Source organism: Enterobacter sp. EC_64 (genome assembly GCF_019584165.1).
Lineage (GTDB): Bacteria > Pseudomonadota > Gammaproteobacteria > Enterobacterales > Enterobacteriaceae > Enterobacter > Enterobacter roggenkampii.
In genome coordinates, this window is record NZ_VDAS01000009.1 from 98,863 (window position 1) to 124,170 (window position 25,308).

Genomic DNA, 25,308 nt, shown 5'->3' on the forward strand with positions numbered 1-25,308 from the left:
TAGCTGGCACCCCCCTGCATTTTCTTCTTGCTGCCCGTTTCGGCGGCTTTTTTAGTCTCTCATATAACTACAAAATAAAGGTGTTCACGTGCAGAAGTACATGAATGAAGCGCGCCAGCTATTGGCACTGGCTATACCCGTGATCGTCGCGCAGGTGGCCCAGACCGCAATGGGATTTGTGGATACGGTAATGGCAGGTGGCTACAGCGCCACCGACATGGCGGCCGTTGCTATCGGCACGTCAATCTGGCTTCCGGCCATCCTGTTCGGCCACGGTCTGCTGCTCGCGCTCACGCCTGTTATCGCTCAGCTCAATGGCTCGGGGCGCCGCGAGCGCATTGCCCATCAGGTCCGCCAGGGTTTCTGGCTGGCCGGGTTTGTCTCTGTGCTGATCATGGTCGTGCTCTGGAACGCGGGCCATATCATTCGCGCTATGCATAACATTGACCCGGCCCTGGCGGACAAAGCCGTGGGCTATCTGCGCGCCCTGCTCTGGGGGGCGCCTGGATATCTCTTCTTCCAGGTGGCGCGTAACCAGTGTGAAGGTCTGGCGAAAACCAAGCCCGGCATGGTGATGGGCTTTATCGGGTTGCTGGTCAACATTCCCGTTAACTATGTTTTTATTTACGGTCATTTCGGGATGCCGGAGCTGGGCGGTGTCGGCTGCGGCGTGGCGACGGCCGCCGTTTACTGGGTCATGTTCTTCTCAATGCTTACCTTCGTGAAGCGCGCCCGCTCCATGCGTGATATTCGTAACGAGAACAGATTCAGCACGCCGGACTGGAACATCATGACGCGCCTGGTGCAGTTAGGGTTGCCGATTGCCCTTGCGCTGTTCTTTGAGGTGACCCTGTTTGCCGTGGTCGCCCTGCTGGTCTCCCCGCTGGGCATTGTGAACGTCGCCGGGCATCAGATTGCGCTCAACTTCAGCTCCCTGATGTTTGTCCTGCCGATGTCGCTGGCCGCAGCAGTGACGATTCGCGTGGGCTTCCGCCTGGGGCAAGGCTCGACGCTCGATGCGCAAACCGCCGCGCGCACCGGACTGGGCGTCGGCGTCTGCATGGCCATTTGCACGGCGCTTTTTACCGTGGCGCTGCGCGAGCAGATTGCCCTGCTCTACAACGACAATCCGGAAGTCGTCGCGCTGGCCTCGCACCTGATGCTCCTAGCCGCGATTTACCAGATTTCGGACTCCATCCAGGTGATTGGCAGCGGGGTGCTGCGCGGCTATAAAGACACGCGTTCCATTTTCTTTATCACCTTCATCGCCTACTGGGTGCTGGGTCTGCCGTGTGGGTATATTCTGGCCCTGACCGACCTGGTGGTTGACCGCATGGGACCGGCGGGGTTCTGGATGGGCTTTATCATCGGCCTGACGTCGGCGGCAATTATGATGATGTTGCGCATGCGCTTCCTGCAGCGCCAGCCATCAACGATCATTTTGCAACGCGCTGCACGTTAAATACGCAGTAGCCGCCGCCCGGCGGCTACTTTCTCTTCACTTTGCGCGGTAATACAGCAATCGCGTGAAATCAGAGAGAAAATTGCATTTTCCCTCTTGCCACCTCGGTGCTGTGCCGCTAATATTCGTCCCCGTTGTCACCGACAACACGTTGCGTTCATAGCTCAGTTGGTTAGAGCACCACCTTGACATGGTGGGGGTCGTTGGTTCGAGTCCAATTGAACGCACCATTCTGCGTCCGTAGCTCAGTTGGTTAGAGCACCACCTTGACATGGTGGGGGTCGGTGGTTCGAGTCCACTCGGACGCACCATTTCAGTCCTGAAATGGTGCAAATTCTCCTCAGTTACCCTGAATTTTCTTAATCCCTTATTTTCATCATTATTCTCCTGCTACGCTTTTCCTATGGAAAGAAACACAGGAAACGTGTTGATGAAGAAGATCGCGATTATCGGCTCCGGCCCCACGGGAATTTACACCTTTTATCATCTGCTTAATAACAATACCCCACTCTCCGTTTCCGTCTTTGAACAGGCCGATGAAGCTGGCGTGGGCATGCCCTATAACGATGATGATAATTCCCGGCTGATGCTGGCGAACATTGCGAGCATTGAAATCCCGCCCATTTTTATGACCTACCTCGACTGGCTTAAGGAGCAAAGCGACGACCATCTGGCGCGCTTTAAAGTTGATAAAGCCAGCCTGCACGATCGGCAGTTCCTGCCCAGGCTCCTGTTGGGAGAGTATTTTCGCGACAGCTTTCGTTCAATCGTAAAAGAGGCGAAAAAGCTGGGGTTCCAGGTTGAGGTCCATGAATCTGCGAAGGTCACCGACATCAACCCTTCGACAACCGGCGTGACGATTTCGCTCAATGACCGCACATTAGCGGATAAATTCGACCTGGCGGTTATTGCCACCGGCCACGTCTGGCCAGAGGAGGATGAAGCCACGCGCACGTTCTTCCCAAGCCCGTGGTCCGGCCTGATGGACGCCCGCATTCCCCCTTGCCGCGTGGGCATTATGGGCACCTCATTGAGCGGTCTGGACGCGGCTATGGCGGTGGTGATGCAGCACGGCGAGTTTCGTGACGGTAAATTCATCCTCGACAGCGGCAGCGAAGGGTTAAACATTACGCTGATGTCACGGACGGGCATTCTCCCGGAAGCCGATTTTTACTGCCCCATCCCTTATGAACCGCTGTCGGTATTGACCGAATTCGTAGTGGAAAGCGAGATAGCCAAAGGACCGGATGGCCTGCTTGACCGAGTCTTTGCCCTGATGGTGAAAGAGCTTGAACTCGCCGACCCGGCGTGGTGCGAGAAAATGTCTCTGCATACGCTGAATGCGGACACCATTCGTGAGGCCTGGTTTGAGGATCGTAAGCGCCACGGGCCCTTTACCTGGGCGGAAGAGAATCTCAACGAGGTTGAACGCAATAAACGCGAACGGCGCACCGTGGCCTGGCGCTATACCGTCCTTCGACTGCATGAGGTGGTTCAGGAGATTGTGCCCCACCTCAACGAAGAGGACAGAGAGCGCTTTAAGCAGGGCCTCGCCCGCGTGTTTATCGACAACTATGCCGCCATCCCGCCGCAGTCTATCCGCAGGCTGCTTGCGCTTCGCGAGGCCGGCATCATTAGCGTGGCGGCGCTCGGCGATGATTACACGCTTGATGCCGGCAGCAATCGGACAGTCATCACCACACAAGAGACCGTTTATCGTTTCGACGTCTTTATTGATGCGCGCGGGCAAAAGCCGCTTAAAACAAACGATCTGCCTTTCCCATCGCTGCGCGGACAGCTTGAGGAGACGGGCGATGAGATCCCCGACATCGGCGAGGATTACACGTTACAAGCGCCAGAAACGGTTCGTGGGCGCATCGCCTTCGGCGCAATACCGTGGCTGATGCACGATCGTCCCTTCGTTCAGGGGCTGGCAGAGTGTGCGGAGATTGCAGAAGCGATGGCGAAGGCGGCTGAAAAACCGGCCTCAGGTATACGGCGTCGGTTGCCGTACGTGGAGAACTGACAGGGCTTCCATGCCCTGCAACGCGAGATTATTCGAAGAACACTTCCGGGTTTTCAGACAGCGAGACGAAGGTTTTCGTCGCTTTATCCAGGGCGAGAATTTTGCCGCTTTCAATGTCGTATACCCAGCCGTGCAGGCGAAGCGAGTTATTACGCAGGCCCACCGCGACGGACGGGTGGGTCTTGATGTTGCTGAGCTGCGCAAAGACGTTTTCCTGCACCATCGCATTCACTTTATCGATCGGCTTATCCCAGCTTTTCTTCTCTACCACGGCTTTTGCCGCGTCGGAATAGCGCAGCCAGTGCGATACAGCAGGCATCGGCTCCAGGTTCGCGTTATCGGCAATCGCCTTCATCGCGCCGCAGTTGGAGTGACCGCAGATCACGATGTCGGTCACGCCCAGCGCCACTACCGCGTACTCGATAGTGGCAGAGACGCCGCCTGGCTCCGGCCCGAACGGTGGAACAATGTTGCCAGCATTACGAATAACAAAGAGTTGTCCCGGCTCTTGCTGGGTGACCAGTTCAGGGACCAGACGGCTGTCGGAGCAGGAGATAAACAGCGCTTTGGGATTCTGGCTGGACGCTAAACTGCGAAAGAGCTCTTTACGTTGCGGGAAAATCTCTTTTTGAAAGCTGAGAAAACCTTCAATGATATGTTGCATAGCAATTTCTCTTTTATCTGTTTTCGTTTAGGCATGATCGAGATCACACTCGCAAAGTTTACCCACCGTGCTTCACTTGAGACAAGCAATATATTTCTGGCCCGACCGCTGCACGATGTCATCGGCGTTTGCCGGAATGTTCTGCCCTTCGAACGCGCCGTAAAGACGGGCGAACGATTTTCCCGACAGGCGCCGGGTAACGTCCTCAACCGTACGGGCAGGCAGCGGAAGCATATTCGGGTAGCTCCACATGAACGACACGGCCTCTTTCCCTGGGGTCACCTGCAAAATGTCTCCCGCCAGTAAAACGCCCTCGCCCTCCTGCCAGTGCAGTACCGTTCCGCCCGCAAAATGCCCGCCGAGACGCAGCAGCGTAACCGACGGTACTATCTCCAGCGCATCGCCCTCCCAGAAATGAATCGCAGGGCTGTCGCGCATCACCCACTCGCTATCGCTTACGTGCAGATAGACCGGCGCGTCGAAAGCCGCGGCCCACTCCTGCATCGTGGTGTAATAGTGCGGATGCGAAATCGCAATCGCGCGAAGGCCGCCGAGTGCGGCGATGAGCGTTTGGGTTGCAGGATCAAGGTTGGCGATGCAGTCCCAGAGAATGTTACCGTAGGGGGTACGCAGGAGGAGTGCCCGCTGGTTAATGGCAAAAGCGGGTACCGTCTTGATACTGAATAACTGCGGCTCCAGCTGCTGCCATTTGTTGGCGTGTGTCGCCGTTACCGTCGCGTAATCGATCCACGCCTGGCCGCTGGCCGGAACATACTGACGTTCATCCTCGCAAATAGCACATCTCTCCGGCGTTCCCTCATAAGAAGTACCGCAGGTTCTACAGAGTGTAATCATGAGCGCTCCTCAGTGATAAAGCACTGAGTATGGCAGGGATTATCCTTATGTGCTGCGAGGTACATTGCTGGCGTTTTTTACCCTATACTGTGCCAGTATCAAAAAACCGAATAGAGCAGGTGCAAGATGGAAATTGATCTCGATAACTTAGTTTTTAACGGTCTGGATGAAGCGGAAGAGCGTAACGCAGAACGTCTGGACGATGCGGATAAAAAAGCGCAGGCGATTATTGCCGACGACGACTGCGGCGACGCCTGCAAGATCTGATAAAAAAGCACCGGAAAACCGGTGCTTTTTTCAATGCGGGGAAGATTACAGCTCAGGCGTCTTTTTAAACCCCGTTAGCATCAGAACCAGGCTTTCTGATGAAGACGCCGGTTCGAACTGGTAATGATTCCCCTGGCGGTCACCGCCGATATACCACGAGATTTCGGTTTTTCCTTCCGCCAGCGCCTTGCGCACGGCTTTGTCCACGTTCACCATCCGGTATTCACGAGAATGGTTCAGATAGAGCACTGCGTCGGAGCGATAGTTACAGGCCGGACGCGAGGCCCATCTTACGGTAGCAGGATCCCAGTCATTGCTGGCCGGATAGAAGAAGATCTGATCGGCACCGTTAGTTTCCACTTTGCCGCCATAAATCCGCACGCGGTATGTAAACTGCGAAGGATCCTGCCCGGCAGGCAGAGGGGGAATGTGGAACTTCACCAGCGACAGCGTTTCGCTGTTTTTCGTGCGTCCCCCGTTCTGCCAGTTATCCTGCACCAGTAAAACCTGCGGTTCGGGCTGGGAGAGGTCTGGCTCCAGGCTGCTGAGCCAGACGTTGGCCTTCGCTCTGGAATAACCATACGGGACGGTGGTGCCACAATCTAACCCGCGGTTCATGCACAGGTCAGTCATAAAGCGCGCGGCGTCTTCCGTCCAGCCGTTCATAAAATCTGCATGCGCCGTATACAGGCTACCCCACCGCTCTTCTCGCTCATCGCCGTGCATGATGGGGTCCATGGAGAGCTGCACTTTGCTGGTATCAAGCGAGCTAATCGTCGGGAGTACGTAAGCAATGTTCATGTTCACGGTGGGAATTTTCACCGGGAAGGTGGACGGGCACTGCCCCTTGACGTCGTAGGTGGCGTTAATCAGACCATGGGCAGGCTTCAGGTTCACTCCATCCCAGCAGTTAGGAAACTGAATGCCGATATTAAACTGCACGGCATCGTTCGCCTTGCGCAAGCCGCAGACCTCACCGGTTTTGGTGGTGTAACCCTTGCCGTTGGCACATAAAAAGGTGATATGTGGATTCGGCGCACTACCGTGATGGTCGCCCGCCAGCAGCGACAGCCCCGCCGGGAAAGGGTGTAGCGGCCAGGCGTCCACGTTCGATGCCTGATAATAGGTTTTTTGATACGCCGGTTTGACGACCGTGCCGTCAGGCAGGCGAAGCGAAGGTGCCCAGTAGGCAGAGCTGTCGGCTTTGTTATCGCAGGTGGTCTTTTCATCCCGGCGCAGGGATTCACGGCTGGAGTCAGCATCCGTTTGCACGTTGCCGAAGAAGTCGTGCAGCATGGCCTCGTTGGGCATGCCGTACATCATAATGGCGTCATCGCCAAGGGTATGGGAATAGCCGCAAACAACATGCGCCTGCGGTGCGGCGTGTGCCGCATGAATTGTGAAAAGTAGCGCAGGGACAGAAAGCGCGCGTGTTAACGTGGTCCGTTTCATCATTTTCTCCATGACTGAAAGGACACATTGGTAACAAAAGCGGGCTAATTAACCGAATGATTCAGAGCGTACTTTTCCGTCTTTTGAGGCTTTACAGACGTCACGCACACCTCATTCCAGTACGTTTCGCGCGTGCGGCGCAGTTCAGCGTGGCGTTTTATCATGGAACCACTCCGGGTCAATGTTGGCAACGTCTACGCCATACAGGCTGGCGACAGGCAGTATCGACTCAAGAACACGTTGCGCGCTGTTCTCCGCATTCGCTGGTCGGGTCGCAAAAAACCGCCGTAACGTGCTGATCCATTTTTTCATCGTCTTACCCTCTCTCGCCGTATCTGCCTTCAGTTAAGCACCCCACTCCCGTGCAGGGGAAATACCAAAATCCACTGTCGATGTGCAGGATCTGCAAATAGCGCCCCGTCCTTTTCACGCTTCATTAACACCTTGTTCACTAATGCTTTTTTGCTCATAGCAAAGAACGATTTCTTATTTGGCGATAGCTTTCCCTTATGGGAGCGTAACGGGGTAAAACAAAAACAACGGGATGGCGTATGACTATGGCAGCAAAAATGAAAGGGTTTAAAAAACGGACGCTGGTTCTGGGCGTAGTGGCAGCCTGGGGCCTGTTTTCAGCGCAGGCGCAGGCCGATCAGCTGGCGGATATCAAGGCAGCAGGGGTGGTGAAAGTCGCCACGTTTGATGCCAACCCGCCGTTTGGCTCGATTGATGCCAAAACGCATGAGATCGTGGGTTACGACGTGGACTTCGCCAAAGCGCTGGCAACCTCGCTCGGCGTGAAGCTTGAACTGGTTGCCACCAATCCGGCCAACCGCATTCCGCTGCTGCAGTCCGGGAAGGCGGACCTGATCGTGGCGGATATCACCATCACCCCAGAACGCGCGCAGGTGATTGATTTCTCGACGCCTTACTTCGTTACCGGCCAGCAGTTCCTCGTTCCGGCGAAATCCCCGGACAAGCTCGATGACTACAGCCGGGCGCGCATTGGCGCAGTCAAAGGCACGACGGGCGAGCAGGCGCTGCACCAGCGCTTCCCGCAGTCCCGCGTCCTCTCTTATGACGACATTCCCCTGGCGCTGACCGCACTGCGCAACGGCAACGTGCAGGCCATCACTCAGGACAGCACCATTCTGGCCGGTCTGCTGGCGCAGGCGCCGGATAAAGCGAACTTCAAAATCCTGCCCGACCTGCTGAGCAAAGAAGAGATTGGCGTCGGGGTGAAAAAAGGTGAAACGGCGCTGCTGAAAGCCGTCAACGATGAGCTGGTCAATCTCGAGAAGAACGGCCAGGCGGCTAAAATCTACGACGTCTGGTTTGGTCCAGGCACCCCAGCCCCACAGCCTCGCGCCTTTAAAATAGAAGCTAAGTAATATGCTCTCAGGTTTATTTTCCCACTCCGCGGCCGGTGCCGCGGATTTTTCACATCTGGAACAGGCCAGCGTCGAGTTTCGCCACGTGGACAAACGCTACGGTGACCATCAGGTTTTAAACGACATTAACCTCACTATTACGCCCGGTGAAGTGGTGGCCATCCTTGGCCCGTCGGGTTCCGGTAAATCCACCCTGATTCGTCTTATCAACCAGCTTGAACCCCTGAGCGGCGGGGAGATCCTGGTCGACAACAAGCCTACCGGAAAGCTCTCCGGTAGCGGGCTGCGCCAGCTGCGAAGCCGCGTGGGGTTTGTGTTTCAGCAGTTCAATCTTTATGCCCACCTCACCGCCAGCCAGAACATCACCCTGGCGCTTGAGCACGTCCACGGCTGGAAGCCGCTCCCCGCTCAGGCGCGCGCGCTAGCCCTGCTGGAGAAAGTCGGGATGCTGGAAAAAGCCCACCATTACCCGGCTGAGCTTTCCGGTGGACAGCAGCAGCGGGTGGCGATTGCCCGCGCCCTGGCCTCGTCACCGCAAATCATTCTCTTTGACGAGCCGACGTCGGCACTCGATCCCGAGATGATTGGTGAGGTGCTGTTTGTGATGAAAGCCCTCGCCCACAGCGGGATCACGATGATCGTGGTGACCCACGAGATGCAGTTTGCCCGGGAAATCGCCGACCGGATTGTCTTTATCGACGGCGGGCACATTCTGGAAACCGCGCCGCCAGCGCAGTTTTTCAGCCAGCCAGCGCATCCGCGCGCGCAGCGGTTCCTGCAAAAGGTGCTGGACCCGCTGCATCAGGAGCATCTGTAATGCCCGCGCTCGACTGGCAGGGAGTACTGACCGGACAGCCTCTGCAGTGGATACTTTCCGGATTTCTCACCACCCTGTGGGTGACGCTGGCGGGGATCGCGCTGGCCAGCCTGCTCGCACTGCTCTTTATGCTCCTGCGCCTGTCCGGTGGACGCGTCGGGAAAGCGATCGTCAGCGGCTGGGTATCGCTGTTTCGCAATACCCCGCTGCTGGTGCAGCTGCTGTTCTGGTATTTTGCCGCCTGGAACGGCCTGCCGCAGGCGTTTCGCGACGCGGTCAACGCCGATCACAGCTGGTCCATTCTGCCCGGCGACGTCTGGTGGTTTACGCCCGAATTTTTATGTTCTGCCTGGGGGCTGGGCGTATTTACCTCGGCGTTTTTAATCGAAGAAGTGGAATCAGGCTTGCGGTCTGTGCCAGCCGGGCAACGGGAGGCGGCGCTCGCCCAGGGTTTCTCCACGTGGCGCGTGTTTCGCTACATCCTGCTGCCGCAGGGGCTGGCTAACGCCTGGCAGCCCGTTGTGGGCCAGTATCTCAACCTGATGAAGCTCTCCTCGCTCGCCAGCGGGATTGGCTTCGCCGAGCTCACCTACCAGGTCAGGCAGATCGAAAGCTATAACGCGCACGCGCTGGAGGCATTTACCCTCGGTACTGCACTCTATCTCCTGACCGGTCTGGTCATGGGAATGGTGCTGGTTCGCCTTGGGCCGCAGGCGAAACGTAAACGTCCGATCGTCGTCACCGCAGGGAGTGAAAAACATGATTGCCGGACTTAATGTCATCACCGATAACCTCGATTATCTGCTGTGGGGACGCGCGGCAGCCGGTGAACCGGGAGGCGTGTTGCTCTCGCTGATGATGGCGACTGGAGCAGCCGTTATCGCCCTGCCCGCGGGGATTGCGCTCGCGTGCCTGGCCTGGCGCTTTACCGGGCTCGTGCGCAAAGCCCTCTTTTTATGGGCAGAGCTGATTCGCGGGATCCCGCTCATCTTCGTGATTTTCTGGATGTGGTATCTCCTGCCGCTCATCACCGGGGGCGATCTGCCGGGAGCGCTGACCGTCACGCTGGCGCTGGCCTGGTTTACGGCGGCCACCGTGATGCACTCGGTGCTGGCCGGGCTGAGCGCGCTGCCGACCGGGCAGTACGAAGCCGCGCTGTCACAGGGATTCAGCACGCAGCAAACCCTGTGGCGCGTGCTGCTGCCGCAGGCGCTGGGGAATATTTTGCCGTCGCTGGTGGGGATTTTTATCAGCCTGCTGAAGGATACGTCGCTGGCGTTTATCGTGAACGTCCCGGAGCTGACCACGGTGGCGGGACAGGTCAACAACCGGGTGCAAATCTACCCGGCGGCCATTTTTATCTTTACGGGCGTGGTCTATTACCTGCTCTGCTGCTCGCTTGAGCAGATTGCGAAGCGCTGGCGCCTTACCCGGCCAGCGCTTTAACCACCGTTTCCATCGCTTCGGTTGTCAATGCACTGCGTTTCACGCGCTGGTTCGCCAGCGCGGTACGCAGAACACCGGCAATGACAATATGCTTTGGCTCCTGCCCTAAATCACGCATCTCAAGCACCACCTTTCCGACCACCCGGCACATCTCCTGGTACAGCGCTTCATCTTTGGTCACGTTACCCATCGTCATCACTCCATTGCCTGTTAAACGTTGAGCTTAAATGATTCTCCTGCCGGATACAAAAAAGAAGCCCGGCGAGAGACTCGCCGGGCTTCATCTGTAAAATCAGTCAATTAGTTGTTTACTGGAATGACCGCGCCTTTGTACTTGGTGCGGATCCAGTCCTGAATCTCTTTCGAGTGCAGCACGTTCACCAGCGCGACGATGTCCTTCTTCTTCTCGTCACCGCGATGCACGGTGATTATGTTGGCATACGGGTTGTTTTCACCGCTCTCAACCGCAATCGGGTCGTGAACCGGATCCAGACCCGCGTCAATCGCGTAGTTGGCGTTAATCACCACCGCGTCGCCTTCGTTATTGTTGTACATCTGCGGCAGCAGAGACGCTTCCACGTTAGGCGTAAACTTCAGTTTTTTCGGGTTCTCGACGATGTCGCTGATGCGCGCGGTGACTTTATCGATGCCCGGCTTCAGCTTGATCACGCCCTCTTTCTCGAAGATGGAAAGAATACGGCCCTCTTCCGAAACCGCGTCACGCATGATGATCTTGCCACCTTCCGGCAGGTCTTTCAGCGACTTGTATTTTTTGGAGTAGATGCCGATTGGCTCAATGTGGATCGCGCCCGCACTGACAAAATCGTAGTCTTTATCGCCCGCATGATCTTTCAGCACGCTGTTCAGGTAAGGAATGTGCTGGAAATAGTTCGCGTCGATGTCATGACCCGCCAGCGCGGTGTTCGGCAGAATGTAGTCCTGGAACGGTTTAATCTCCAGGTCGATACCCTGCTTCGCCAGAATCGGCTTTGCCTGCTCCAGAATTTCCGCATGCGGCGTGTTGGACGCGCCCACGGTCAGGGTGTCGGCCCAGGAGGCGAAGCTCAGGGCGCTCAGGGTTGCAGCGGCGATCAGTGTCAGTGTCTTTTTCATGATGTGGTTCCTGTGTGTATTTATTAGCGTTTATCTAACAGTGAAGTAATGACATCGCCGCAGAACTGGATAATGAAAACGATGATCAGAATGGTCACCGTTGCCACCAGCGTGACGTCACCATGGTTGCGCTGGAATCCTTCCAGATAAGCCAGATTTCCCAAACCACCGGCGCCAATCACCCCCGCCATGGCGCTGTAGCTCACCAGCGCAATCAGCGTCACCGTAATACCCGAGACCAGTGCGGGTGATGATTCCGGCAGTAAAACCCGAAACACGAGCGTGCTCAGTCGTGCGCCCATCGAGCGTGTGGCTTCGATGACGCCTTTATCCACTTCACGCAGGGCGATCTCCACCAGGCGTGCGTAGAACGGTGCGGCACCCACAATCAGCGCCGGCAGCGCCGCGTTGGCGCCAAGAATGGTGCCGACAACGGTCTTGGTGAACGGGATCAGCAGCACAATCAAAATGATGAACGGAATCGAGCGGAACACGTTCACCACAATCGAAATGACGCTATATACCGTGCGGTTGTGGAACAGTCCGCCGCGCGCGGTTAAAAACAGCGCCAGGCCCAGCACGATGCCCAGGACGAAAGTTGCCACGCCGGACAGCGCGGTCATGTACAGCGTCTCCAGCGTCGCCGCCCAGAGCTGATCCCACTTGAGATGCGGAAAGAGATTCTCAGCCATGTTTAATCACCTCGCCTTCAATATCGCTGTGCTGCAGGTCGGCGAGGATATTGTTCAGTTGTTCATCAGATGCCACGACGTGCACCCAGAGCTGACCAAACACGCCGTGAGCGGTTTGGGTCATTTTTCCGTGCAGGATGTTAAACGGCAGGCCGTAGCGCAGCGTGAGCTCACCCACAATCGGTTTATGCGTGCTGTGCCCGGTAAAGGTCAGCCTGATGACCGTCCCTTCCAGTTCGTTTGCCAGTTCGGTATTGAAGGTTTCTTCTTCAGCGTACTGGCTCACCTGACGGACAAACTGCTGCGTAATCGGCTGCTGCGGATGGGTAAAGACGCTCAGCACGTCTCCCTCTTCCACCACTTTACCGTTCTCCATCACCGCCACGCGGTCGCAGATTTTGCGCACCACGTGCATCTCGTGCGTGATCAGCACGATGGTCAGCCTGAAGCGGCGGTTAATATCCAGCAGCAGATCGAGGATCTGATCGGTGGTCTGCGGGTCAAGCGCGGAGGTGGCTTCATCGCAGAGCAGCACATCCGGGCGATTAGCCAGCGCACGCGCAATGCCCACGCGCTGCTTTTGCCCACCGCTCAGCTGTGACGGATAGGCATGCTCGCGACCTTTCAGGCCAACGAGTTCAATAAGCTCGGCCACGCGGGCCTTAATGTCGGCTTTCGGTACGCCGGCAATTTGCATCGAGAACGCAATATTCTCGCTGACCGTGCGCGACCACAGCAGGTTGAAGTGCTGAAACACCATGCTGATCTTCAGACGCGCCTGGCGCAGGGCTTCACCTTTTGCGGCAGAAATGTTCTGCCCGTTGATGGTTACGCTGCCGCTGCTCGGTTTTTCCAGACCATTCAGCAAGCGAATAAGCGTACTTTTACCTGCGCCGCTGTAACCGATGATCCCGTATATCTGTCCCTGTGCTATCGTCAAATTGACATTATCAACGGCCGTGAGCGCCACCTTTCCGTTGTCAAAAACCTTCGAAATATTGCTGAGAACTATCATTCTTATTCGTTATCCGTGCCGCCCGCGGCGGTTTAGCAGTATGGATGTCCAAACGATAGTAAACAGGCGTTATCAGCTTTTAAATGAACAAAAAAGAATGTGTTATAACTTTGGGGAATAAATAGCGGATTTACCGGGTGGGCAGCATTTAGATGAATTTCAGCAATGATTATCTGCCTGATGTATATCTGCTGGCTGACACCCTGCAAAAACGCTCATTTTTGCAGCATTTTATGCGGATATAGCCATCCTCACATCCAGACAACTTTACGTCTTGCTGTCCTGACATCCAAAAACATCATTTATATTCCTTTCTGTTCTAAAAAGCAGTGAATGGTTCTTTATTGAGAAAATTTCACCGCCCTATCATCCCGTCATGACATCCAGAAAGGAAAACATCATGACGATTTATCACTCCGTCACCGAACTGATTGGTCGTACCCCGCTGATCCAGCTGCATAAGCTTGATACCGGTCCCTGCTCGCTCTTTCTGAAGCTGGAAAACCAAAATCCAGGCGGGTCGATTAAGGATCGCGTTGCGCTGTCGATGATTAACGAAGCGGAACGTACCGGTAAGCTGCAGCCTGGCGGCACGATTATTGAGGCCACGGCGGGCAATACCGGTCTCGGCCTGGCCCTGATCGCCGCCCAGAAAGGCTACTCGCTGATCCTGGTGGTGCCGGACAAAATGAGCCGCGAGAAGATTTTCCACCTGCGCGCGCTGGGTGCCCAGGTGGTGCTGACCCGCTCCGACGTCAACAAAGGCCATCCTGCCTATTACCAGGATTACGCCCAGCGTCTGGCGAACGAACTGCCGGGCGCGTTTTACATCGATCAGTTCAACAACGAAGCCAACCCGCTGGCGCACCGCACCACCACGGCGCCTGAGCTGTATGAACAGCTTGACGGCAGGATCGACGCCATCGTCGTGGGTGTCGGCTCAGGCGGCACGCTGGGCGGCCTGCAGGCGTGGTTCGCCGAGCACTCTCCGCACACGGAATTTGTCCTGGCTGACCCGGCCGGATCCGTTCTCGCCGACCAGGTGGAAACCGGACGCTACCACGACGCGGGCTCCTGGCTGGTTGAGGGAATTGGCGAAGACTTTATTCCTCCGCTGGCCCACATTGAAGGGGTGAATCGCGCCTGGCGCATCACCGACCGCGAAGCGTTCACCACCGCGCGCGAGCTGCTGAAAACGGAGGGCATTCTGGCGGGCTCCTCCAGCGGCACGCTGCTGGCGGCCGCGCTGAAGTATTGCCAGGCGCAGACCACGCCGAAGCGGGTGGTGACCTTCGCCTGCGACAGCGGCAATAAATATCTCTCGAAGATGTTTAACGACGACTGGATGCGACAGCAGGGGCTCATCACGCGTCCTCAGGCCGGCGATCTCTCCGACTACATCGCCCTGCGCCACGACGAAGGTGCCACCGTCACCGCGGCCCCGGACGACACGCTTTCCACCGTCCTGGCGCGCATGCGTCTGTATGACATCTCCCAGCTGCCGGTGCTGGAGAACGGCAAGGTGGTGGGCATTATCGACGAGTGGGATCTCCTGCGGCATATCGGCGGCGACGGCGATCGCTTCGCGCTGCCGGTGACGGCAGCCATGACGCGTCAGGTCGAGTTCCTTGACAAGCACGCGCCGGAAAGCGCCCTGCACGCCATCTTCGACCGCGGCCTGGTGGCCGTCATTAATGACAACGACCGTTTTCTCGGTCTGATTACGCGCAGCGACGTTCTGACCGCCTGGCGCAACCGTCTACAGCAATAAAGGAATCAATGATGAAAAATCTGGCCACCCTCAGCGTTCACAGCGGCGAATTTAACGACCAGCACGGCGCCGTTATGCCGCCAATTTACGCCACCTCGACGTTTGCGCAACCCGCGCCCGGGGAGCATACCGGCTATGAGTACTCCCGCAGCGGCAACCCCACCCGCCATGCGCTGGAAACCGCCATCGCCGAACTGGAAGGCGGCACGCGCGGCTACGCCTTCGCTTCCGGTCTGGCGGCCATCTCCACGGTGCTCGAACTGCTGGATAAAGACAGCCATATTGTCGCCATTGATGACGTTTACGGCGGGACGTACCGCCTGATTGAAAACGTGCGCAAGCGCAGCACCGGGCTGCAGGTCAGCTGGGTCAAACCGGACGACCTGGCCGGGCTCGAGGCCGCCATTCGCCCGGAAACGCGTATGGTCTGGGTCGAAACGCCAACCAACCCGCTGCTGAAGCTGGCGGATCTGGCGGCGATTGCGGCGATAGCCCGTCGCCATAACGTCATCAGCGTGGCGGATAACACCTTCGCGTCGCCGGTGATCCACCGTCCGCTGGAGTCCGGTTTCGATATCGTGGTGCACTCTGCCACCAAATACCTTAACGGCCACTCTGACGTGGTGGCCGGGCTGGCGATTGTCGGGGACAACAAGGAACTGGCGGATAAGCTGGGCTATCTGCAAAACGCGGTGGGCGGCGTTCTGGATCCGTTCAGCAGCTTCCTGACGCTGCGCGGTATTCGCACGCTCGCGCTGAGGGTCGAAAAGCACAGCACCAACGCGCTGGCGATTGCGCAATGGCTGGAGCAGCATCCGCTGGTCGAAAACGTGTACTATCCAGGACTGGAATCGCATCCGCAGTACCAGCTTGCCCGCATGCAGATGGCGCTGCCCGGTGGCATGATTTCCGTCGTGGTAAAAGGCGATGCGCAACGCGCCACCGAGGTGATTCGCAACCTGAAGTTGTTCACCCTTGCGGAAAGCCTGGGCGGCGTGGAAAGTCTGGTGAGCCAGCCTTACAGCATGACCCACGCCTCGATTCCGCTGGAGCAACGCCTCGCAAACGGCATTGTGCCGCAGCTGATCCGCCTGTCGGTGGGGATTGAAGATCCTAAAGACCTGATTGCCGACCTCAGCCAGGCGCTGCAAAAATAAGCAAAGTGCGGCAGGTCCCTCACCTGCCGCGATAAGTTGTCATCATGGCTTAACGCCTTGATAACAATATTATGTGAAACAGCACAGATTATTTCTGAAACACCGTTTCCATTTTCCTTTTATCTTAAAATCAGCGTATAATGCGCGCCTAACCCCTGGTGAATGGTTTCAGCGCTTGGAATACAAAAAACAACGTACAACTTCTCCTCTCCTTCGTTGGGCTGTCACTCAGGCACACTTTCTTCTGCACGCTCATTTGATGTCTCCTATCCTTAGTGCGTGTCATATACTCTTTTGCAACACAGGTTTGACTCCGCGGCGGTGCGCCCCCGGAGCGAGATTTCCATATCCTTCCCAACTTAAAGACTAAGACTGTCATGAAAAAGACGAAAATTGTTTGTACTATCGGCCCGAAAACCGAATCTGAAGAGATGCTAAGCAAAATGCTGGATGCCGGCATGAACGTGATGCGTCTGAACTTCTCCCACGGCGACTACGCAGAACACGGCCAGCGCATCCAGAACTTGCGCAACGTGATGAGCAAGACCGGTAAAAAAGCGGCCATCCTGCTGGATACCAAAGGTCCAGAAATCCGTACCATCAAGCTGGAAGGCGGTAACGACGTCTCTCTGAAAGCGGGCCAGACCTTCACCTTCACCACCGACAAATCCGTTATCGGCAACAGCGAAATCGTTGCAGTGACCTACGAAGGCTTCACCAGCGATCTGTCCGTTGGTAACACCGTGCTGGTCGACGATGGTCTGATCGGTATGGAAGTCACCGCTATCGAAGGCAACAAAGTTATCTGTAAAGTGCTGAACAACGGCGACCTGGGCGAAAACAAAGGCGTTAACCTGCCGGGCGTCTCCATCGCGCTGCCAGCCCTGGCTGAAAAAGACAAACAGGACCTGATCTTCGGCTGCGAGCAAGGCGTTGACTTCGTCGCGGCCTCCTTCATCCGTAAGCGTTCCGACGTGGTTGAAATCCGTGAGCACCTGAAAGCACACGGCGGCGAGAAGATCCAGATCATCTCCAAAATCGAAAACCAGGAAGGCCTGAACAACTTCGACGAAATCCTCGAAGCGTCTGACGGCATCATGGTTGCACGTGGTGACCTGGGCGTTGAAATCCCGGTTGAAGAAGTGATCTTCGCGCAGAAGATGATGATCGAGAAGTGTGTGCGCGCGCGTAAAGTGGTTATCACCGCCACGCAGATGCTGGACTCCATGATCAAAAACCCACGCCCAACCCGCGCTGAAGCAGGCGACGTGGCAAACGCCATTCTCGACGGTACTGACGCAGTAATGCTGTCCGGTGAATCCGCGAAAGGTAAATATCCACTGGAAGCGGTCGGCATCATGGCGACCATCTGTGAACGTACTGACCGCGTGATGACCAGCCGTCTGGACTTCAACAACGACAGCCGCAAGCTGCGTATCACCGAAGCAGTATGCCGCGGTGCGGTAGAAACTGCTGAGAAACTGGAAGCACCACTGATTGTGGTTGCTACTCAGGGCGGTAAATCTGCGCGCGCCGTGCGTAAATACTTCCCGGATGCGACCATCCTGGCCCTGACCACCAACGAAACCACTGCTCGTCAGCTGGTGCTGAGCAAAGGCGTCGTTGCGCACCTGGTTAAAGAGATCGCCTCTACTGACGATTTCTACATTCAGGGTAAAGCACTGGCTCTGGAAAGCGGTCTGGCACAGAAAGGCGACGTTGTGGTAATGGTTTCTGGCGCCCTGGTACCAAGCGGCACCACCAATACCGCATCTGTTCACGTGCTGTAATAATTCCCGAACGAATTAATTTGGATAAAAAGCGCCCATTGGGCGCTTTTTTTATTCCCGGCATTAGCCAAACGCATTCAAAATGCAAATCGGGTTTTTCTATTTAATTGCGAATTATCTAAGATGAATCCGATGATAAATGCCTTTTTTTCCTTAGATTTTTGCCCGAAAAGGGCTGATTCGGTGCTTCTTTGAGCGAACGATCAAAAATAGGTGTATTCCCATCAAAAAAATATTCTCAACCCAAAAAACTTTGTGTAATACTTGTAACGCTACATGGAGATTAACTCAATCTAGAGGGTATTAATAATGAATCGTACTAAACTGGTACTGGGCGCGGTAATCCTGGGTTCTACTCTGCTGGCTGGTTGCTCCAGCAACGCTAAAATCGATCAGCTGTCTTCTGACGTTCAGACTCTGAACGCTAAAGTTGACCAGCTGAGCAACGACGTGAACGCAATGCGTTCCGACGTTCAGGCTGCTAAAGACGACGCAGCTCGCGCTAACCAGCGTCTGGACAACCAGGCTACTAAATACCGTAAGTAATAGTACCTGTTAATAAAATGGCGCACATTGTGCGCCATTTTTTTTGCCTGCGTCAAACGCCTACTGCGTCACCCTCTCCCCTTCATCTTCCGCCACCGCAGCAGACACCCGGCTGTTCTGCACCGACAACACGCTATTGCTGGCTGACGGGCCGCTACCGGACGACACGATAACCGGGATCCCGGCACGACGTGACAGCGCTTTATCAATCAGCGCCTTATCGCTTCCTGCCTGAGAAACAAAAGCCGCAAAGTCGGCGGAATGGGTAATGGGCGAGACCTGCGGATTTTCCCCTTCTACCTGCGCCAGCGGACGGTGGACCTCAATATAGCGTTTACCATCCGGCTCCACGGAGTACTTCACGGGTTCATTGATAATCTGCACCCGCGTGCCCACCCGCACCTGTTCGAACAGCGCCTTAATGTCCGGGGCGTTCATCCGCATACAGCCAGAGCTGACACGCAGGCCAACGCTGTCCGGCGCGCTGGTGCCATGAATGAGATATTCCCCATTCCCCACGCCTAAACGCAGTGCGAAGCGTCCTAGCGGGTTATTTGGCCCGGCAGGGACCACCGGAGGCAGTTTAATGCCCTGCTCCAGAGAACGTGCTCGTATGCCCGGCGTGGGTGTCCAGGTGGGATTCGGGATCTTCTGGCTCACCCGCGTGGTCGTCACCGGCGTTTCCAGCCCCAGTTGCCCAATACCCAGAGGATAAACCTGAACAATATTTTGCCCCGGCGGGAAGTAGTAGAGCCGAAGCTCAGCAAGATTCACCACAATCCCCTCGCGGGGCGTTTCCGGCAGCAGCATTTGCGACGGAATGGTTATCACGGTTCCCGGCGCCGGGTTTACCGGCGCAATGGTATTGTTGGTTTCCAGGAGCACCTGCGCCGCCGTATTAAACCGGCGGGCGATGGTCTGCAGCTTATTATCCCCTTCCTGTATCGTGTAGGTTTGATTTTGCCCAATCAGACGACTGCCTGCGGGCGGCAACGGATAGTCCATCGCGCGGGCCGAATGAAGGGCTCCGAGCGAACTGAGGAGTAATAGAGTAATGAGAGACGCGCGCTTCATGCTGAGATTCCTTATTCACTGACAGAACGCCAGAAAGCTGAAAAACCAGCGAGGCGGGAACCACCTCGCGAAACAGAATGAATGCTGTTCTGTAAGTCTAGCTAAGGATTGCAGCTTTGGCGCGAATGGCGCGAATCATCGCTTCCAGTCCCTGTGAACGGGACGGGGTGAGGTGTTGGGTTAAGGCCATTTTTTCAAACCACGGACGGACATCGAACGCGAGGATATCCTGCGCCGACATCTGCTGGTAAAGGCTAAAGACGACCGCAATAAGCCCTTTTACAATGGCGGCATCGCTGTCGCCGCGCAATTCGATCGTGCCGTCATCCGACTGCGCCATCACAATCCACACCTGGCTCTGGCAGCCCTGAATACTGTTCTCCGGGCTGTGCGCCTCTTCACCGAGCGGCGGCAAACGCTGTCCCAGCTCGATGATATAGAGATACTTCTCTTCCCAGTTTGCGCAACGCGAGAAGTTGCGCAGTAATTTATCTTTGTCCGGCAGCTCTGCCATCTTTCGCCTCTCCGTTAGCCCAGCAGCTGATGAATGCGCTTCAGCCCCGCCACCAGCCTGTCGACCTCTTCCGTCGTGTTGTACATCACCAGCGATGCGCGGCACATTGCCGGTACCTGGTAAAACGCCATCAGCGGCATGGCGCAGTGGTGCCCGGTGCGGACCGCCACGCCGTAGTTATCGAGGAAACTGCCCACGTCATAGGCGTGGTGTTTCCCAAGATTAAACGCGATTACCCCTTGCCGGTTGGCAGGCCCGTAGAGGGTCAAATCCGGCACGCTGGCAAGCTCTGCAAGCGCGTAGTGCATCAGCAGCTGTTCATACTCCTGAATGGCATCAAGACCGATGGCAGAGACGTAAGAGACCGCCGCCCCCAGCCCGATAATGCCCCCGGTGTTGGGCGTGCCCGCCTCAAAACGCCACGGGGCGCGCGCGTAGGTTGTGCCTTCCGTCAGGCTAACGGTGGCGATCATCGACCCGCCCCCTTCCCACGGCGGCATCGCCTGCAGGATCTCTTCTTTCACATACAGCACGCCAATCCCGGTCGGCCCATAGAGCTTGTGGCCTGAAAAGACGTAGAAATCACACTCCAGCGCCTGGACGTCAACCGCGTGGTGCATCACCGCCTGCGCGCCGTCAATCAGGACCTTTGCGCCCGCCTGATGGGCCTTGTCGACGATCTCTGCCACCGGGTTTTCTGTCCCCAGCACGTTGGAGACCTGGGTAACCGCCACCAGCCGCGTGCGGTCGTCCAGCAAGAGGTCAAGCTGCTCAAGCTGAAGCGTCCCGTCAGCGTTTAGCGGGATCACCCGCAGCTGCGCCCCTACGCGCTCGCAGAGCATCTGCCACGGCACGATATTGGCGTGGTGCTCCATCTGGGTGATGATGATGTTATCCCCCGCGTGGACCTGCGCGTTGCCCCAGCTGTTAGCAACAAGGTTGATCCCTTCGGTGGTCCCGCGAACAAAGACCAGTTCTTCCGGCGAGCGGGCGTTAAGGAAGGCAGCAAGCTGCGTGCGCACGTTTTCCATCCGCTGGGTCGCCTCGGCGCTCAGGGTGTGAATACCGCGATGCACGGCAGCATAGCCGTGGCGATAGAACTCAGCTTCGGCATCCACCACCTGATTCGGCTTCTGCGCGCTGGCCGCGCTGTCCAGGTAGGCCAGCGGCAGACCGTTTACTTCACGGGTCAGAACCGGGAAATCTGCCCGTACTTTTTCGACGGGAAAACTCATGCTTCGCCTCCAGGCAGGCGCTGACCGATCCGATCCAGCACCTGCAGTTTTAACTGACCATCGTGCAGCGCTTCCGTCAGTTCGGCGGCAAACGCGTAGATAATCATTTTCTGCGCCGCCTGCTGGTCGATGCCGCGAGAGCGCAGGTAGAACATCTGCTCGTCGTCGATTCGCCCGACCGTCGCACCGTGGCTGCATTTCACGTCGTCGGCGTAGATCTCCAGCTGCGGCTTGGTGTCCACCTCTGCAAGGCGACCTAACAGCAGATTGTTGTTGGTCATCTGCCCGTCGGTTTTAATGGCGTGCTGCGCCACGTTAATCAGGCCGTTAAACACCGCGCGCCCTTTATCACTCACGATGGTTTTGTGCAGCTGGCGGCTGTTGCAGTAGCCTTTGTTGTGCTCCAGCCACGTGCGCGTGTCACACACTTCTGATTTAACCGGCATCGCCAGGCTGTTGATGCGCAGCGTGGTGTTTTCACCGTTAAGCTGCGTGCTGGTGTTGTGGCGCAGCACCGCCCCGCCAAGCAGGAAGCTGTGGCTGTACGCGGCGGCATCCTGTCCCAGGACAATGTCGTTATGGGCAAAGTGGTGGCTCTGCGCATTCTCAAACGCCAGCTTGATGTGGTGTAGCTGGGCATTCGCCGCCACGTTCATCGTCAGTCGCGACCCGGTAAAGTGACGTGTCTCATTGAGGCTGACGTAGTGTTCGATGACCGTGGCCTCCGCCCCCTCCGCCAGCTCAAGATGGTGGCGATAGTGCGCGGTATTGATTTCGGCGCCGTCCAGACCCTGAGTGATGTGCATCAGCAGCAGCGGTTTGGCCGGACGCTGGTTACGCTTCACGCCGATATGCGTCACGCTGCGGGCCAGGCTTTCGGTCAGGTGCAGAAAGACCTCAGGCTGAACCGGGGCGCTCAGGCGCTGGCGATCGTCGTTTATCTCAATCTCAAAGCCGCTCTCCTGGAGCGTGTCGCTCAGCTCAGGGCGGAACTGTCCGTCGACAAACACCAGGCGCACGGCATCGACACGCAAGGCCAACGCGTCGCGCTGCGCTGGGTTGAGATCCGCCAGACGGGTCACAAACTCGGCGTTCAGCAGGCCATCGAGCGGGGTATATTTCCAGTTCTCATGCTTGCGCGTCGGCAGGCCAAGACGCAGCATCTGCTGCAGATGCTGTTGCGCCTGCTCAGAGCGCGTGCCGCCCTGGGCTTCAAACAGCCGGTGCCACTGCTGGAGCGCATTACTGCTGTTCGGTAAGCCAGCCATAACCCTGCTCCTCCAGTTGTTTAACCAGCGTGAAATCACCGGATTTCACAATGCGTCCCTGGTAAAGCACGTGGACGTAATCCGGCTTGATGTAGTCCAGAATGCGCTGGTAGTGGGTGACGATAATAAACGAGCGCTTGCCGTCGCGCAGGGCGTTCACCCCGTCGGCGACAATCTTCAGGGCATCGATATCCAGACCGGAATCGGTCTCATCCAGAATGCACAGCTCGGGCTCCAGCACCGCCATCTGCAGAATGTCGTTACGCTTTTTCTCACCGCCGGAAAAACCGACGTTCACCGAGCGGGTGAGCAAATCTTCCGGCATTTTCAGCAGCTTGATTTTCTCTTCCATTAAATCCTGGAAGTCGAAGCGGTCGAGCGCCTCCAGCCCCCGGTATTTCCGCACCGCGTTGAGCGCGGTTTGCAGGAAGAACTGGTTGCTGACGCCGGGGATTTCTACCGGATACTGGAAGGCCATAAAGATGCCCTCGCCCGCGCGGTCTTCCGGCGACATCTCCAGCAGATCTTTGCCGTTAAATTCGACCGAGCCGTGAGTCACCTCATAATCTTCGCGTCCCGCCAGCGTCGCAGAAAGCGTACTTTTCCCGGAACCGTTCGGCCCCATGATGGCGTGGACTTCGCCCGGCTTGACGTCAAAATTGAGGCCACGCAGGATGGCTTTATCTTCTACGCTGACCTGTAAATCTTTAATGCTTAACATGTGCTTTCCTTAACCGACGCTGTGTTCAAGACTGATGGCGAGGAGTTTCTGGGCTTCAACGGCAAATTCCAGCGGCAGTTCAGAGAACACGTCCTTACAGAAGCCGTTGACGATCATCGAGATGGCATCCTCTTCGCTGATCCCGCGCTGCAGGCAGTAGAAGAGCTGATCTTCCCCAATCCGTGACGTGGTCGCCTCGTGCTCCAGCTGGGCCGTGTTATTACGGCATTCGACGTATGGGAAGGTATGCGCCCCGCAGTCAGCGCCAATCAGCATCGAGTCACACTGGGTGAAGTTTCGCGCATTGGTCGCCGTCGGCATGATTTTCACCAGCCCGCGATAGCTGTTCTGACTGTGTCCGGCGGAAATCCCTTTCGAGATGATGGTCGATCTGGTGTTTTTACCAATGTGGATCATCTTGGTGCCGGTGTCCGCCTGCTGATGGCCGCTGGTAAGCGCCACCGAGTAAAACTCGCCGATGGAGTTATCCCCGCGCAGGATGCAGCTCGGGTATTTCCAGGTGATGGCCGAGCCGGTTTCGGACTGGGTCCACGACATTTTGCTGTTTTCCCCTTCGCACAGCGCACGCTTGGTCACGAAGTTCAGGATGCCGCCGGTATTGCCGTCGCCCGGGAACCAGTTTTGCACCGTCGAGTATTTCACCTCGGCGTCTTTATGGATGATGACCTCCACCACCGCCGCGTGCAGCTGATAGCTATCGCGCACAGGTGCGGAACACCCTTCGATGTAGCTGACGTAGCTGCCTTCATCCGCGACCAGAATGGTACGTTCGAACTGGCCGGTTTTTTCGGCATTAATGCGGAAATAGGTGGAAAGCTCCATCGGACAGCGCACGCCTTTCGGCACGTAAATAAAGGTGCCGTCCGAGGCCACCGCCGCGTTAAGCGCCGCAAAGAAGTTGTCGTTAGAGGGCACCACGGTTCCGATGTACTTTTTCACCAGTTCAGGATGATCGTGAATCGCTTCGCCGAAGGAGCAGAAAATGATCCCCTTCTCTGCCAGCTTCTCGCGGTAGGTGGTGGCCACCGAGACCGAGTCAAAGATAGCGTCCACCGCCACCTCTTTCCCTTCGCGCACCGGTACGCCCAGCTGGTTAAACGCCTCTTCTACCTCTTTGCTGAGGAAACTGTTCTCCGCGCCGGTTTGCTGCACCGCGCCGGGCTGCGAGGCGCAGGTGTCATCGCAGCTGCCGCAGGAGGGCGCGGAGTAGTAGCTGTAATCCTGATAATTAAGCTTATCGTAGTGGGCTTTCAGCCAGTGCGGCTCTTCCATCTCCAGCCAGGCGCGGTAGGCGCTCAGGCGAAACTCCAGCATCCACTCGGGCTCGTTACGTTTCGCCGAGATCGCCCGCACGACATCCTCGTTGATGCCTTTTGCCAGCTCATCGGTCTGCAGCTGGGTGAAGAACCCCTCTTTATAGTTGAGGTGCCCGCCGCTCCAGGTATTTACTTCACTCGTTGCTTCAGTATTACGAGACATAGTTCCGCCTATACCCCAAAGCTTTCGCCGCAGCCGCATTCGTTCTGGGCTTTTGGGTTATGAAATTTGAATAACTGGTTTAAGCCTTCGCGGATGTAGTCCACTTCGGTGCCGTCGATAAAGGGCATGGCCTGCAGCGCGACGTACAGTTTTGCGCCGTCGGTCTCGAACACCAGGTCATCTTTCTCGGGTTCGGTGACGGTATCAAGCACGTAACCGAAACCTGCGCAGCCGGTCTGTTTGACACCTAAACGCACGCCGAGGATCTCGGGCTTTTTCGCCACCAGCTCGTGAATATGTGCCGCCGCCGCTGGCGTGAGCGTTAACCCGCGCCAGGCAAAATCGGCAGGATTAAAGGTTTCTGAATGCAGTTCCATAGGTCCACCTCATCTGATAAGCCATCAGGGCATAACACCATGTTAGTGATAACGATTATCACTTCAACCCTCTGTCAGCAGGGGCATTCGGCTAAACCGCCCTTTTTGCCTACTTTTATTAAGCATAGACCCTGTGACAAGATGCAGGCAGGATGGAT

General features: G+C 56.7%; 26 protein-coding genes and 2 tRNA genes. 13 read left to right on the forward strand and 15 right to left on the reverse strand.

Going from position 1 to position 25,308, the window contains the following annotated elements; all coding sequences use genetic code 11:
- Positions 1-88: 88 nt before the first annotated feature.
- From mdtK to FHC52_RS09490, 4 genes are all read left to right on the forward strand, one after another.
- Positions 89-1,462 carry an MdtK family multidrug efflux MATE transporter gene (gene mdtK / locus FHC52_RS09475; protein ID WP_021241123.1) on the forward strand — a complete coding sequence of 458 codons (1,374 nt, stop codon included), beginning with the start codon at positions 89-91 and terminating at the stop codon, positions 1,460-1,462.
- A gap of 153 nt (positions 1,463-1,615) precedes the next feature.
- Positions 1,616-1,692, forward strand: a tRNA-Val gene (locus FHC52_RS09480).
- A gap of 4 nt (positions 1,693-1,696) precedes the next feature.
- Positions 1,697-1,773 (forward strand) — tRNA-Val (locus FHC52_RS09485).
- 119 nt (positions 1,774-1,892) lie between these two features.
- Complete coding sequence (locus tag FHC52_RS09490) at positions 1,893-3,488, forward strand: FAD-NAD(P)-binding protein (protein WP_126288053.1); 1,596 nt, start codon at positions 1,893-1,895, stop codon at positions 3,486-3,488.
- Between the two features lie 28 nt (positions 3,489-3,516).
- On the opposite strand, the gene FHC52_RS09495 is transcribed toward FHC52_RS09490, so the two are convergent.
- Both FHC52_RS09495 and FHC52_RS09500 read right to left on the reverse strand, forming a co-directional pair.
- A complete protein-coding gene (locus FHC52_RS09495) occupies positions 3,517-4,152 on the reverse strand; it encodes a carbonic anhydrase (protein WP_023292639.1) in 636 nt (211 codons plus the stop codon).
- 72 nt (positions 4,153-4,224) lie between these two features.
- Complete coding sequence (locus FHC52_RS09500; protein ID WP_126288051.1) at positions 4,225-5,007, reverse strand: MBL fold metallo-hydrolase; 783 nt, start codon at positions 5,005-5,007, stop codon at positions 4,225-4,227.
- A 126-nt stretch (positions 5,008-5,133) separates the two neighbouring features.
- On the opposite strand from FHC52_RS09500, the gene FHC52_RS09505 reads away from it, so the two are divergent.
- On the forward strand, positions 5,134-5,274 hold the full coding sequence (locus FHC52_RS09505) for a hypothetical protein (protein ID WP_008500607.1): 141 nt from the start codon (positions 5,134-5,136) through the stop codon (positions 5,272-5,274).
- 45 nt (positions 5,275-5,319) lie between these two features.
- Here the strand turns inward: FHC52_RS09505 and FHC52_RS09510 are convergent, their stop codons facing one another.
- Complete coding sequence (locus FHC52_RS09510; protein WP_021241120.1) at positions 5,320-6,726, reverse strand: DUF1996 domain-containing protein; 1,407 nt, start codon at positions 6,724-6,726, stop codon at positions 5,320-5,322.
- A gap of 144 nt (positions 6,727-6,870) precedes the next feature.
- Positions 6,871-7,038 carry a hypothetical protein gene (locus tag FHC52_RS09515; RefSeq protein ID WP_008500610.1) on the reverse strand — a complete coding sequence of 56 codons (168 nt, stop codon included), beginning with the start codon at positions 7,036-7,038 and terminating at the stop codon, positions 6,871-6,873.
- 245 nt (positions 7,039-7,283) lie between these two features.
- On the opposite strand from FHC52_RS09515, the gene FHC52_RS09520 reads away from it, so the two are divergent.
- From FHC52_RS09520 to FHC52_RS09535, 4 genes are read left to right on the forward strand one after another with little or no spacing between them, the layout of a single operon-like run.
- Positions 7,284-8,114, forward strand: coding sequence for an ABC transporter substrate-binding protein (locus tag FHC52_RS09520; RefSeq protein ID WP_021241119.1), 831 nt, complete (start codon positions 7,284-7,286; stop codon positions 8,112-8,114).
- A gap of 1 nt (position 8,115) precedes the next feature.
- Positions 8,116-8,931 carry an amino acid ABC transporter ATP-binding protein gene (locus FHC52_RS09525; protein ID WP_045353762.1) on the forward strand — a complete coding sequence of 272 codons (816 nt, stop codon included), beginning with the start codon at positions 8,116-8,118 and terminating at the stop codon, positions 8,929-8,931.
- Complete coding sequence (locus FHC52_RS09530; protein ID WP_023292644.1) at positions 8,931-9,707, forward strand: amino acid ABC transporter permease; 777 nt, start codon at positions 8,931-8,933, stop codon at positions 9,705-9,707. Before FHC52_RS09525 ends, FHC52_RS09530 begins: the two co-directional genes overlap by 1 nt.
- Positions 9,691-10,377: an amino acid ABC transporter permease gene (locus FHC52_RS09535; protein WP_039266187.1), complete on the forward strand. Its 687-nt coding sequence runs from the start codon at positions 9,691-9,693 to the stop codon at positions 10,375-10,377. The genes FHC52_RS09530 and FHC52_RS09535 overlap by 17 nt, the downstream gene beginning before the upstream one ends.
- Here the strand turns inward: FHC52_RS09535 and fumD are convergent.
- The 4 genes from fumD to FHC52_RS09555 form a co-directional block, all read right to left on the reverse strand.
- The gene (gene fumD, locus FHC52_RS09540) at positions 10,358-10,567 is read right to left on the reverse strand and encodes a fumarate hydratase FumD (RefSeq protein WP_023343959.1); all 210 of its coding nucleotides are present in this window, start codon (positions 10,565-10,567) and stop codon (positions 10,358-10,360) included. The genes FHC52_RS09535 and fumD overlap by 20 nt on opposite strands.
- A 110-nt stretch (positions 10,568-10,677) precedes the next feature.
- Positions 10,678-11,490 carry a MetQ/NlpA family ABC transporter substrate-binding protein gene (locus tag FHC52_RS09545; protein ID WP_008500616.1) on the reverse strand — a complete coding sequence of 271 codons (813 nt, stop codon included), beginning with the start codon at positions 11,488-11,490 and terminating at the stop codon, positions 10,678-10,680.
- Positions 11,491-11,513: 23 nt separating this feature from the next.
- Entirely contained in the window at positions 11,514-12,182 is a 669-nt protein-coding gene (locus FHC52_RS09550; protein ID WP_008500617.1) for a methionine ABC transporter permease, read from the reverse strand.
- Positions 12,175-13,197 (reverse strand): methionine ABC transporter ATP-binding protein, encoded by a 1,023-nt coding sequence (locus FHC52_RS09555; protein WP_049121389.1) that lies wholly within the window; start codon positions 13,195-13,197, stop codon positions 12,175-12,177. The genes FHC52_RS09550 and FHC52_RS09555 overlap by 8 nt, the downstream gene beginning before the upstream one ends.
- Positions 13,198-13,597: 400 nt before the next feature.
- On the opposite strand from FHC52_RS09555, the gene FHC52_RS09560 reads away from it, so the two are divergent.
- The 4 genes from FHC52_RS09560 to lpp all read left to right on the forward strand — a co-directional run bounded on the left by FHC52_RS09560 (position 13,598) and on the right by lpp (position 18,461).
- Entirely contained in the window at positions 13,598-14,968 is a 1,371-nt protein-coding gene (locus FHC52_RS09560) for a cystathionine beta-synthase (RefSeq protein WP_087450767.1), read from the forward strand.
- Between the two features lie 11 nt (positions 14,969-14,979).
- Positions 14,980-16,125 carry a PLP-dependent aspartate aminotransferase family protein gene (locus FHC52_RS09565; protein WP_032674616.1) on the forward strand — a complete coding sequence of 382 codons (1,146 nt, stop codon included), beginning with the start codon at positions 14,980-14,982 and terminating at the stop codon, positions 16,123-16,125.
- Between the two features lie 377 nt (positions 16,126-16,502).
- Positions 16,503-17,915, forward strand: a complete 1,413-nt coding sequence (gene pykF / locus FHC52_RS09570) for a pyruvate kinase PykF (protein ID WP_008500621.1) — start codon at positions 16,503-16,505, stop codon at positions 17,913-17,915.
- A gap of 309 nt (positions 17,916-18,224) precedes the next feature.
- Positions 18,225-18,461, forward strand: a complete 237-nt coding sequence (gene lpp, locus FHC52_RS09575) for a murein lipoprotein Lpp (protein WP_001082307.1) — start codon at positions 18,225-18,227, stop codon at positions 18,459-18,461.
- 60 nt (positions 18,462-18,521) lie between these two features.
- On the opposite strand, the gene FHC52_RS09580 is transcribed toward lpp, so the two are convergent.
- The 7 genes from FHC52_RS09580 to sufA form a co-directional block, all read right to left on the reverse strand.
- Entirely contained in the window at positions 18,522-19,535 is a 1,014-nt protein-coding gene (locus FHC52_RS09580) for a L,D-transpeptidase family protein (RefSeq protein ID WP_220420052.1), read from the reverse strand.
- 97 nt (positions 19,536-19,632) lie between these two features.
- Positions 19,633-20,049, reverse strand: coding sequence for a cysteine desulfuration protein SufE (gene sufE, locus FHC52_RS09585; RefSeq protein ID WP_032651586.1), 417 nt, complete (start codon positions 20,047-20,049; stop codon positions 19,633-19,635).
- Positions 20,050-20,063: 14 nt separating this feature from the next.
- Complete coding sequence (gene sufS, locus FHC52_RS09590; protein WP_046091737.1) at positions 20,064-21,284, reverse strand: cysteine desulfurase SufS; 1,221 nt, start codon at positions 21,282-21,284, stop codon at positions 20,064-20,066.
- Positions 21,281-22,552 carry a Fe-S cluster assembly protein SufD gene (gene sufD, locus FHC52_RS09595; RefSeq protein WP_126288045.1) on the reverse strand — a complete coding sequence of 424 codons (1,272 nt, stop codon included), beginning with the start codon at positions 22,550-22,552 and terminating at the stop codon, positions 21,281-21,283. Before sufD ends, sufS begins: the two co-directional genes overlap by 4 nt.
- On the reverse strand, positions 22,527-23,273 hold the full coding sequence (gene sufC, locus FHC52_RS09600; protein ID WP_008500629.1) for a Fe-S cluster assembly ATPase SufC: 747 nt from the start codon (positions 23,271-23,273) through the stop codon (positions 22,527-22,529). Before sufC ends, sufD begins: the two co-directional genes overlap by 26 nt.
- 9 nt (positions 23,274-23,282) lie before the next feature.
- A complete protein-coding gene (gene sufB / locus FHC52_RS09605) occupies positions 23,283-24,773 on the reverse strand; it encodes a Fe-S cluster assembly protein SufB (RefSeq protein WP_126288043.1) in 1,491 nt (496 codons plus the stop codon).
- 8 nt (positions 24,774-24,781) lie between these two features.
- Complete coding sequence (sufA, locus tag FHC52_RS09610) at positions 24,782-25,150, reverse strand: Fe-S cluster assembly scaffold SufA (RefSeq protein ID WP_047742110.1); 369 nt, start codon at positions 25,148-25,150, stop codon at positions 24,782-24,784.
- Between the last annotated feature and the right edge of the window lie 158 nt (positions 25,151-25,308).

Excerpts from the sequence above, each read along its gene's own strand:
- FHC52_RS09530 (WP_023292644.1), top strand. The coding sequence starts at position 8,931 with ATGCCCGCGCTCGACTGGCAGGGAGTACTGACCGGACAGCCTCTGCAG.
- FHC52_RS09525 (WP_045353762.1), top strand. The coding sequence starts at position 8,116 with ATGCTCTCAGGTTTATTTTCCCACTCCGCGGCCGGTGCCGCGGATTTT.
- FHC52_RS09515 (WP_008500610.1), bottom strand. The coding sequence starts at position 7,038 with ATGAAAAAATGGATCAGCACGTTACGGCGGTTTTTTGCGACCCGACCA.
- sufE (WP_032651586.1), bottom strand. The coding sequence starts at position 20,049 with ATGGCAGAGCTGCCGGACAAAGATAAATTACTGCGCAACTTCTCGCGT.
- sufC (WP_008500629.1), bottom strand. The coding sequence starts at position 23,273 with ATGTTAAGCATTAAAGATTTACAGGTCAGCGTAGAAGATAAAGCCATC.
- FHC52_RS09550 (WP_008500617.1), bottom strand. The coding sequence starts at position 12,182 with ATGGCTGAGAATCTCTTTCCGCATCTCAAGTGGGATCAGCTCTGGGCG.
- fumD (WP_023343959.1), bottom strand. The coding sequence starts at position 10,567 with ATGGGTAACGTGACCAAAGATGAAGCGCTGTACCAGGAGATGTGCCGG.
- pykF (WP_008500621.1), top strand. The coding sequence starts at position 16,503 with ATGAAAAAGACGAAAATTGTTTGTACTATCGGCCCGAAAACCGAATCT.
- FHC52_RS09565 (WP_032674616.1), top strand. The coding sequence starts at position 14,980 with ATGAAAAATCTGGCCACCCTCAGCGTTCACAGCGGCGAATTTAACGAC.
- FHC52_RS09580 (WP_220420052.1), bottom strand. The coding sequence starts at position 19,535 with ATGAAGCGCGCGTCTCTCATTACTCTATTACTCCTCAGTTCGCTCGGA.
- FHC52_RS09505 (WP_008500607.1), top strand. The coding sequence starts at position 5,134 with ATGGAAATTGATCTCGATAACTTAGTTTTTAACGGTCTGGATGAAGCG.
- FHC52_RS09555 (WP_049121389.1), bottom strand. The coding sequence starts at position 13,197 with ATGATAGTTCTCAGCAATATTTCGAAGGTTTTTGACAACGGAAAGGTG.
- sufA (WP_047742110.1), bottom strand. The coding sequence starts at position 25,150 with ATGGAACTGCATTCAGAAACCTTTAATCCTGCCGATTTTGCCTGGCGC.
- FHC52_RS09535 (WP_039266187.1), top strand. The coding sequence starts at position 9,691 with ATGATTGCCGGACTTAATGTCATCACCGATAACCTCGATTATCTGCTG.
- FHC52_RS09510 (WP_021241120.1), bottom strand. The coding sequence starts at position 6,726 with ATGAAACGGACCACGTTAACACGCGCGCTTTCTGTCCCTGCGCTACTT.
- FHC52_RS09495 (WP_023292639.1), bottom strand. The coding sequence starts at position 4,152 with ATGCAACATATCATTGAAGGTTTTCTCAGCTTTCAAAAAGAGATTTTC.
- FHC52_RS09545 (WP_008500616.1), bottom strand. The coding sequence starts at position 11,490 with ATGAAAAAGACACTGACACTGATCGCCGCTGCAACCCTGAGCGCCCTG.
- FHC52_RS09500 (WP_126288051.1), bottom strand. The coding sequence starts at position 5,007 with ATGATTACACTCTGTAGAACCTGCGGTACTTCTTATGAGGGAACGCCG.
- FHC52_RS09560 (WP_087450767.1), top strand. The coding sequence starts at position 13,598 with ATGACGATTTATCACTCCGTCACCGAACTGATTGGTCGTACCCCGCTG.
- sufB (WP_126288043.1), bottom strand. The coding sequence starts at position 24,773 with ATGTCTCGTAATACTGAAGCAACGAGTGAAGTAAATACCTGGAGCGGC.
- sufD (WP_126288045.1), bottom strand. The coding sequence starts at position 22,552 with ATGGCTGGCTTACCGAACAGCAGTAATGCGCTCCAGCAGTGGCACCGG.
- FHC52_RS09490 (WP_126288053.1), top strand. The coding sequence starts at position 1,893 with ATGAAGAAGATCGCGATTATCGGCTCCGGCCCCACGGGAATTTACACC.
- lpp (WP_001082307.1), top strand. The coding sequence starts at position 18,225 with ATGAATCGTACTAAACTGGTACTGGGCGCGGTAATCCTGGGTTCTACT.
- sufS (WP_046091737.1), bottom strand. The coding sequence starts at position 21,284 with ATGAGTTTTCCCGTCGAAAAAGTACGGGCAGATTTCCCGGTTCTGACC.
- FHC52_RS09520 (WP_021241119.1), top strand. The coding sequence starts at position 7,284 with ATGGCAGCAAAAATGAAAGGGTTTAAAAAACGGACGCTGGTTCTGGGC.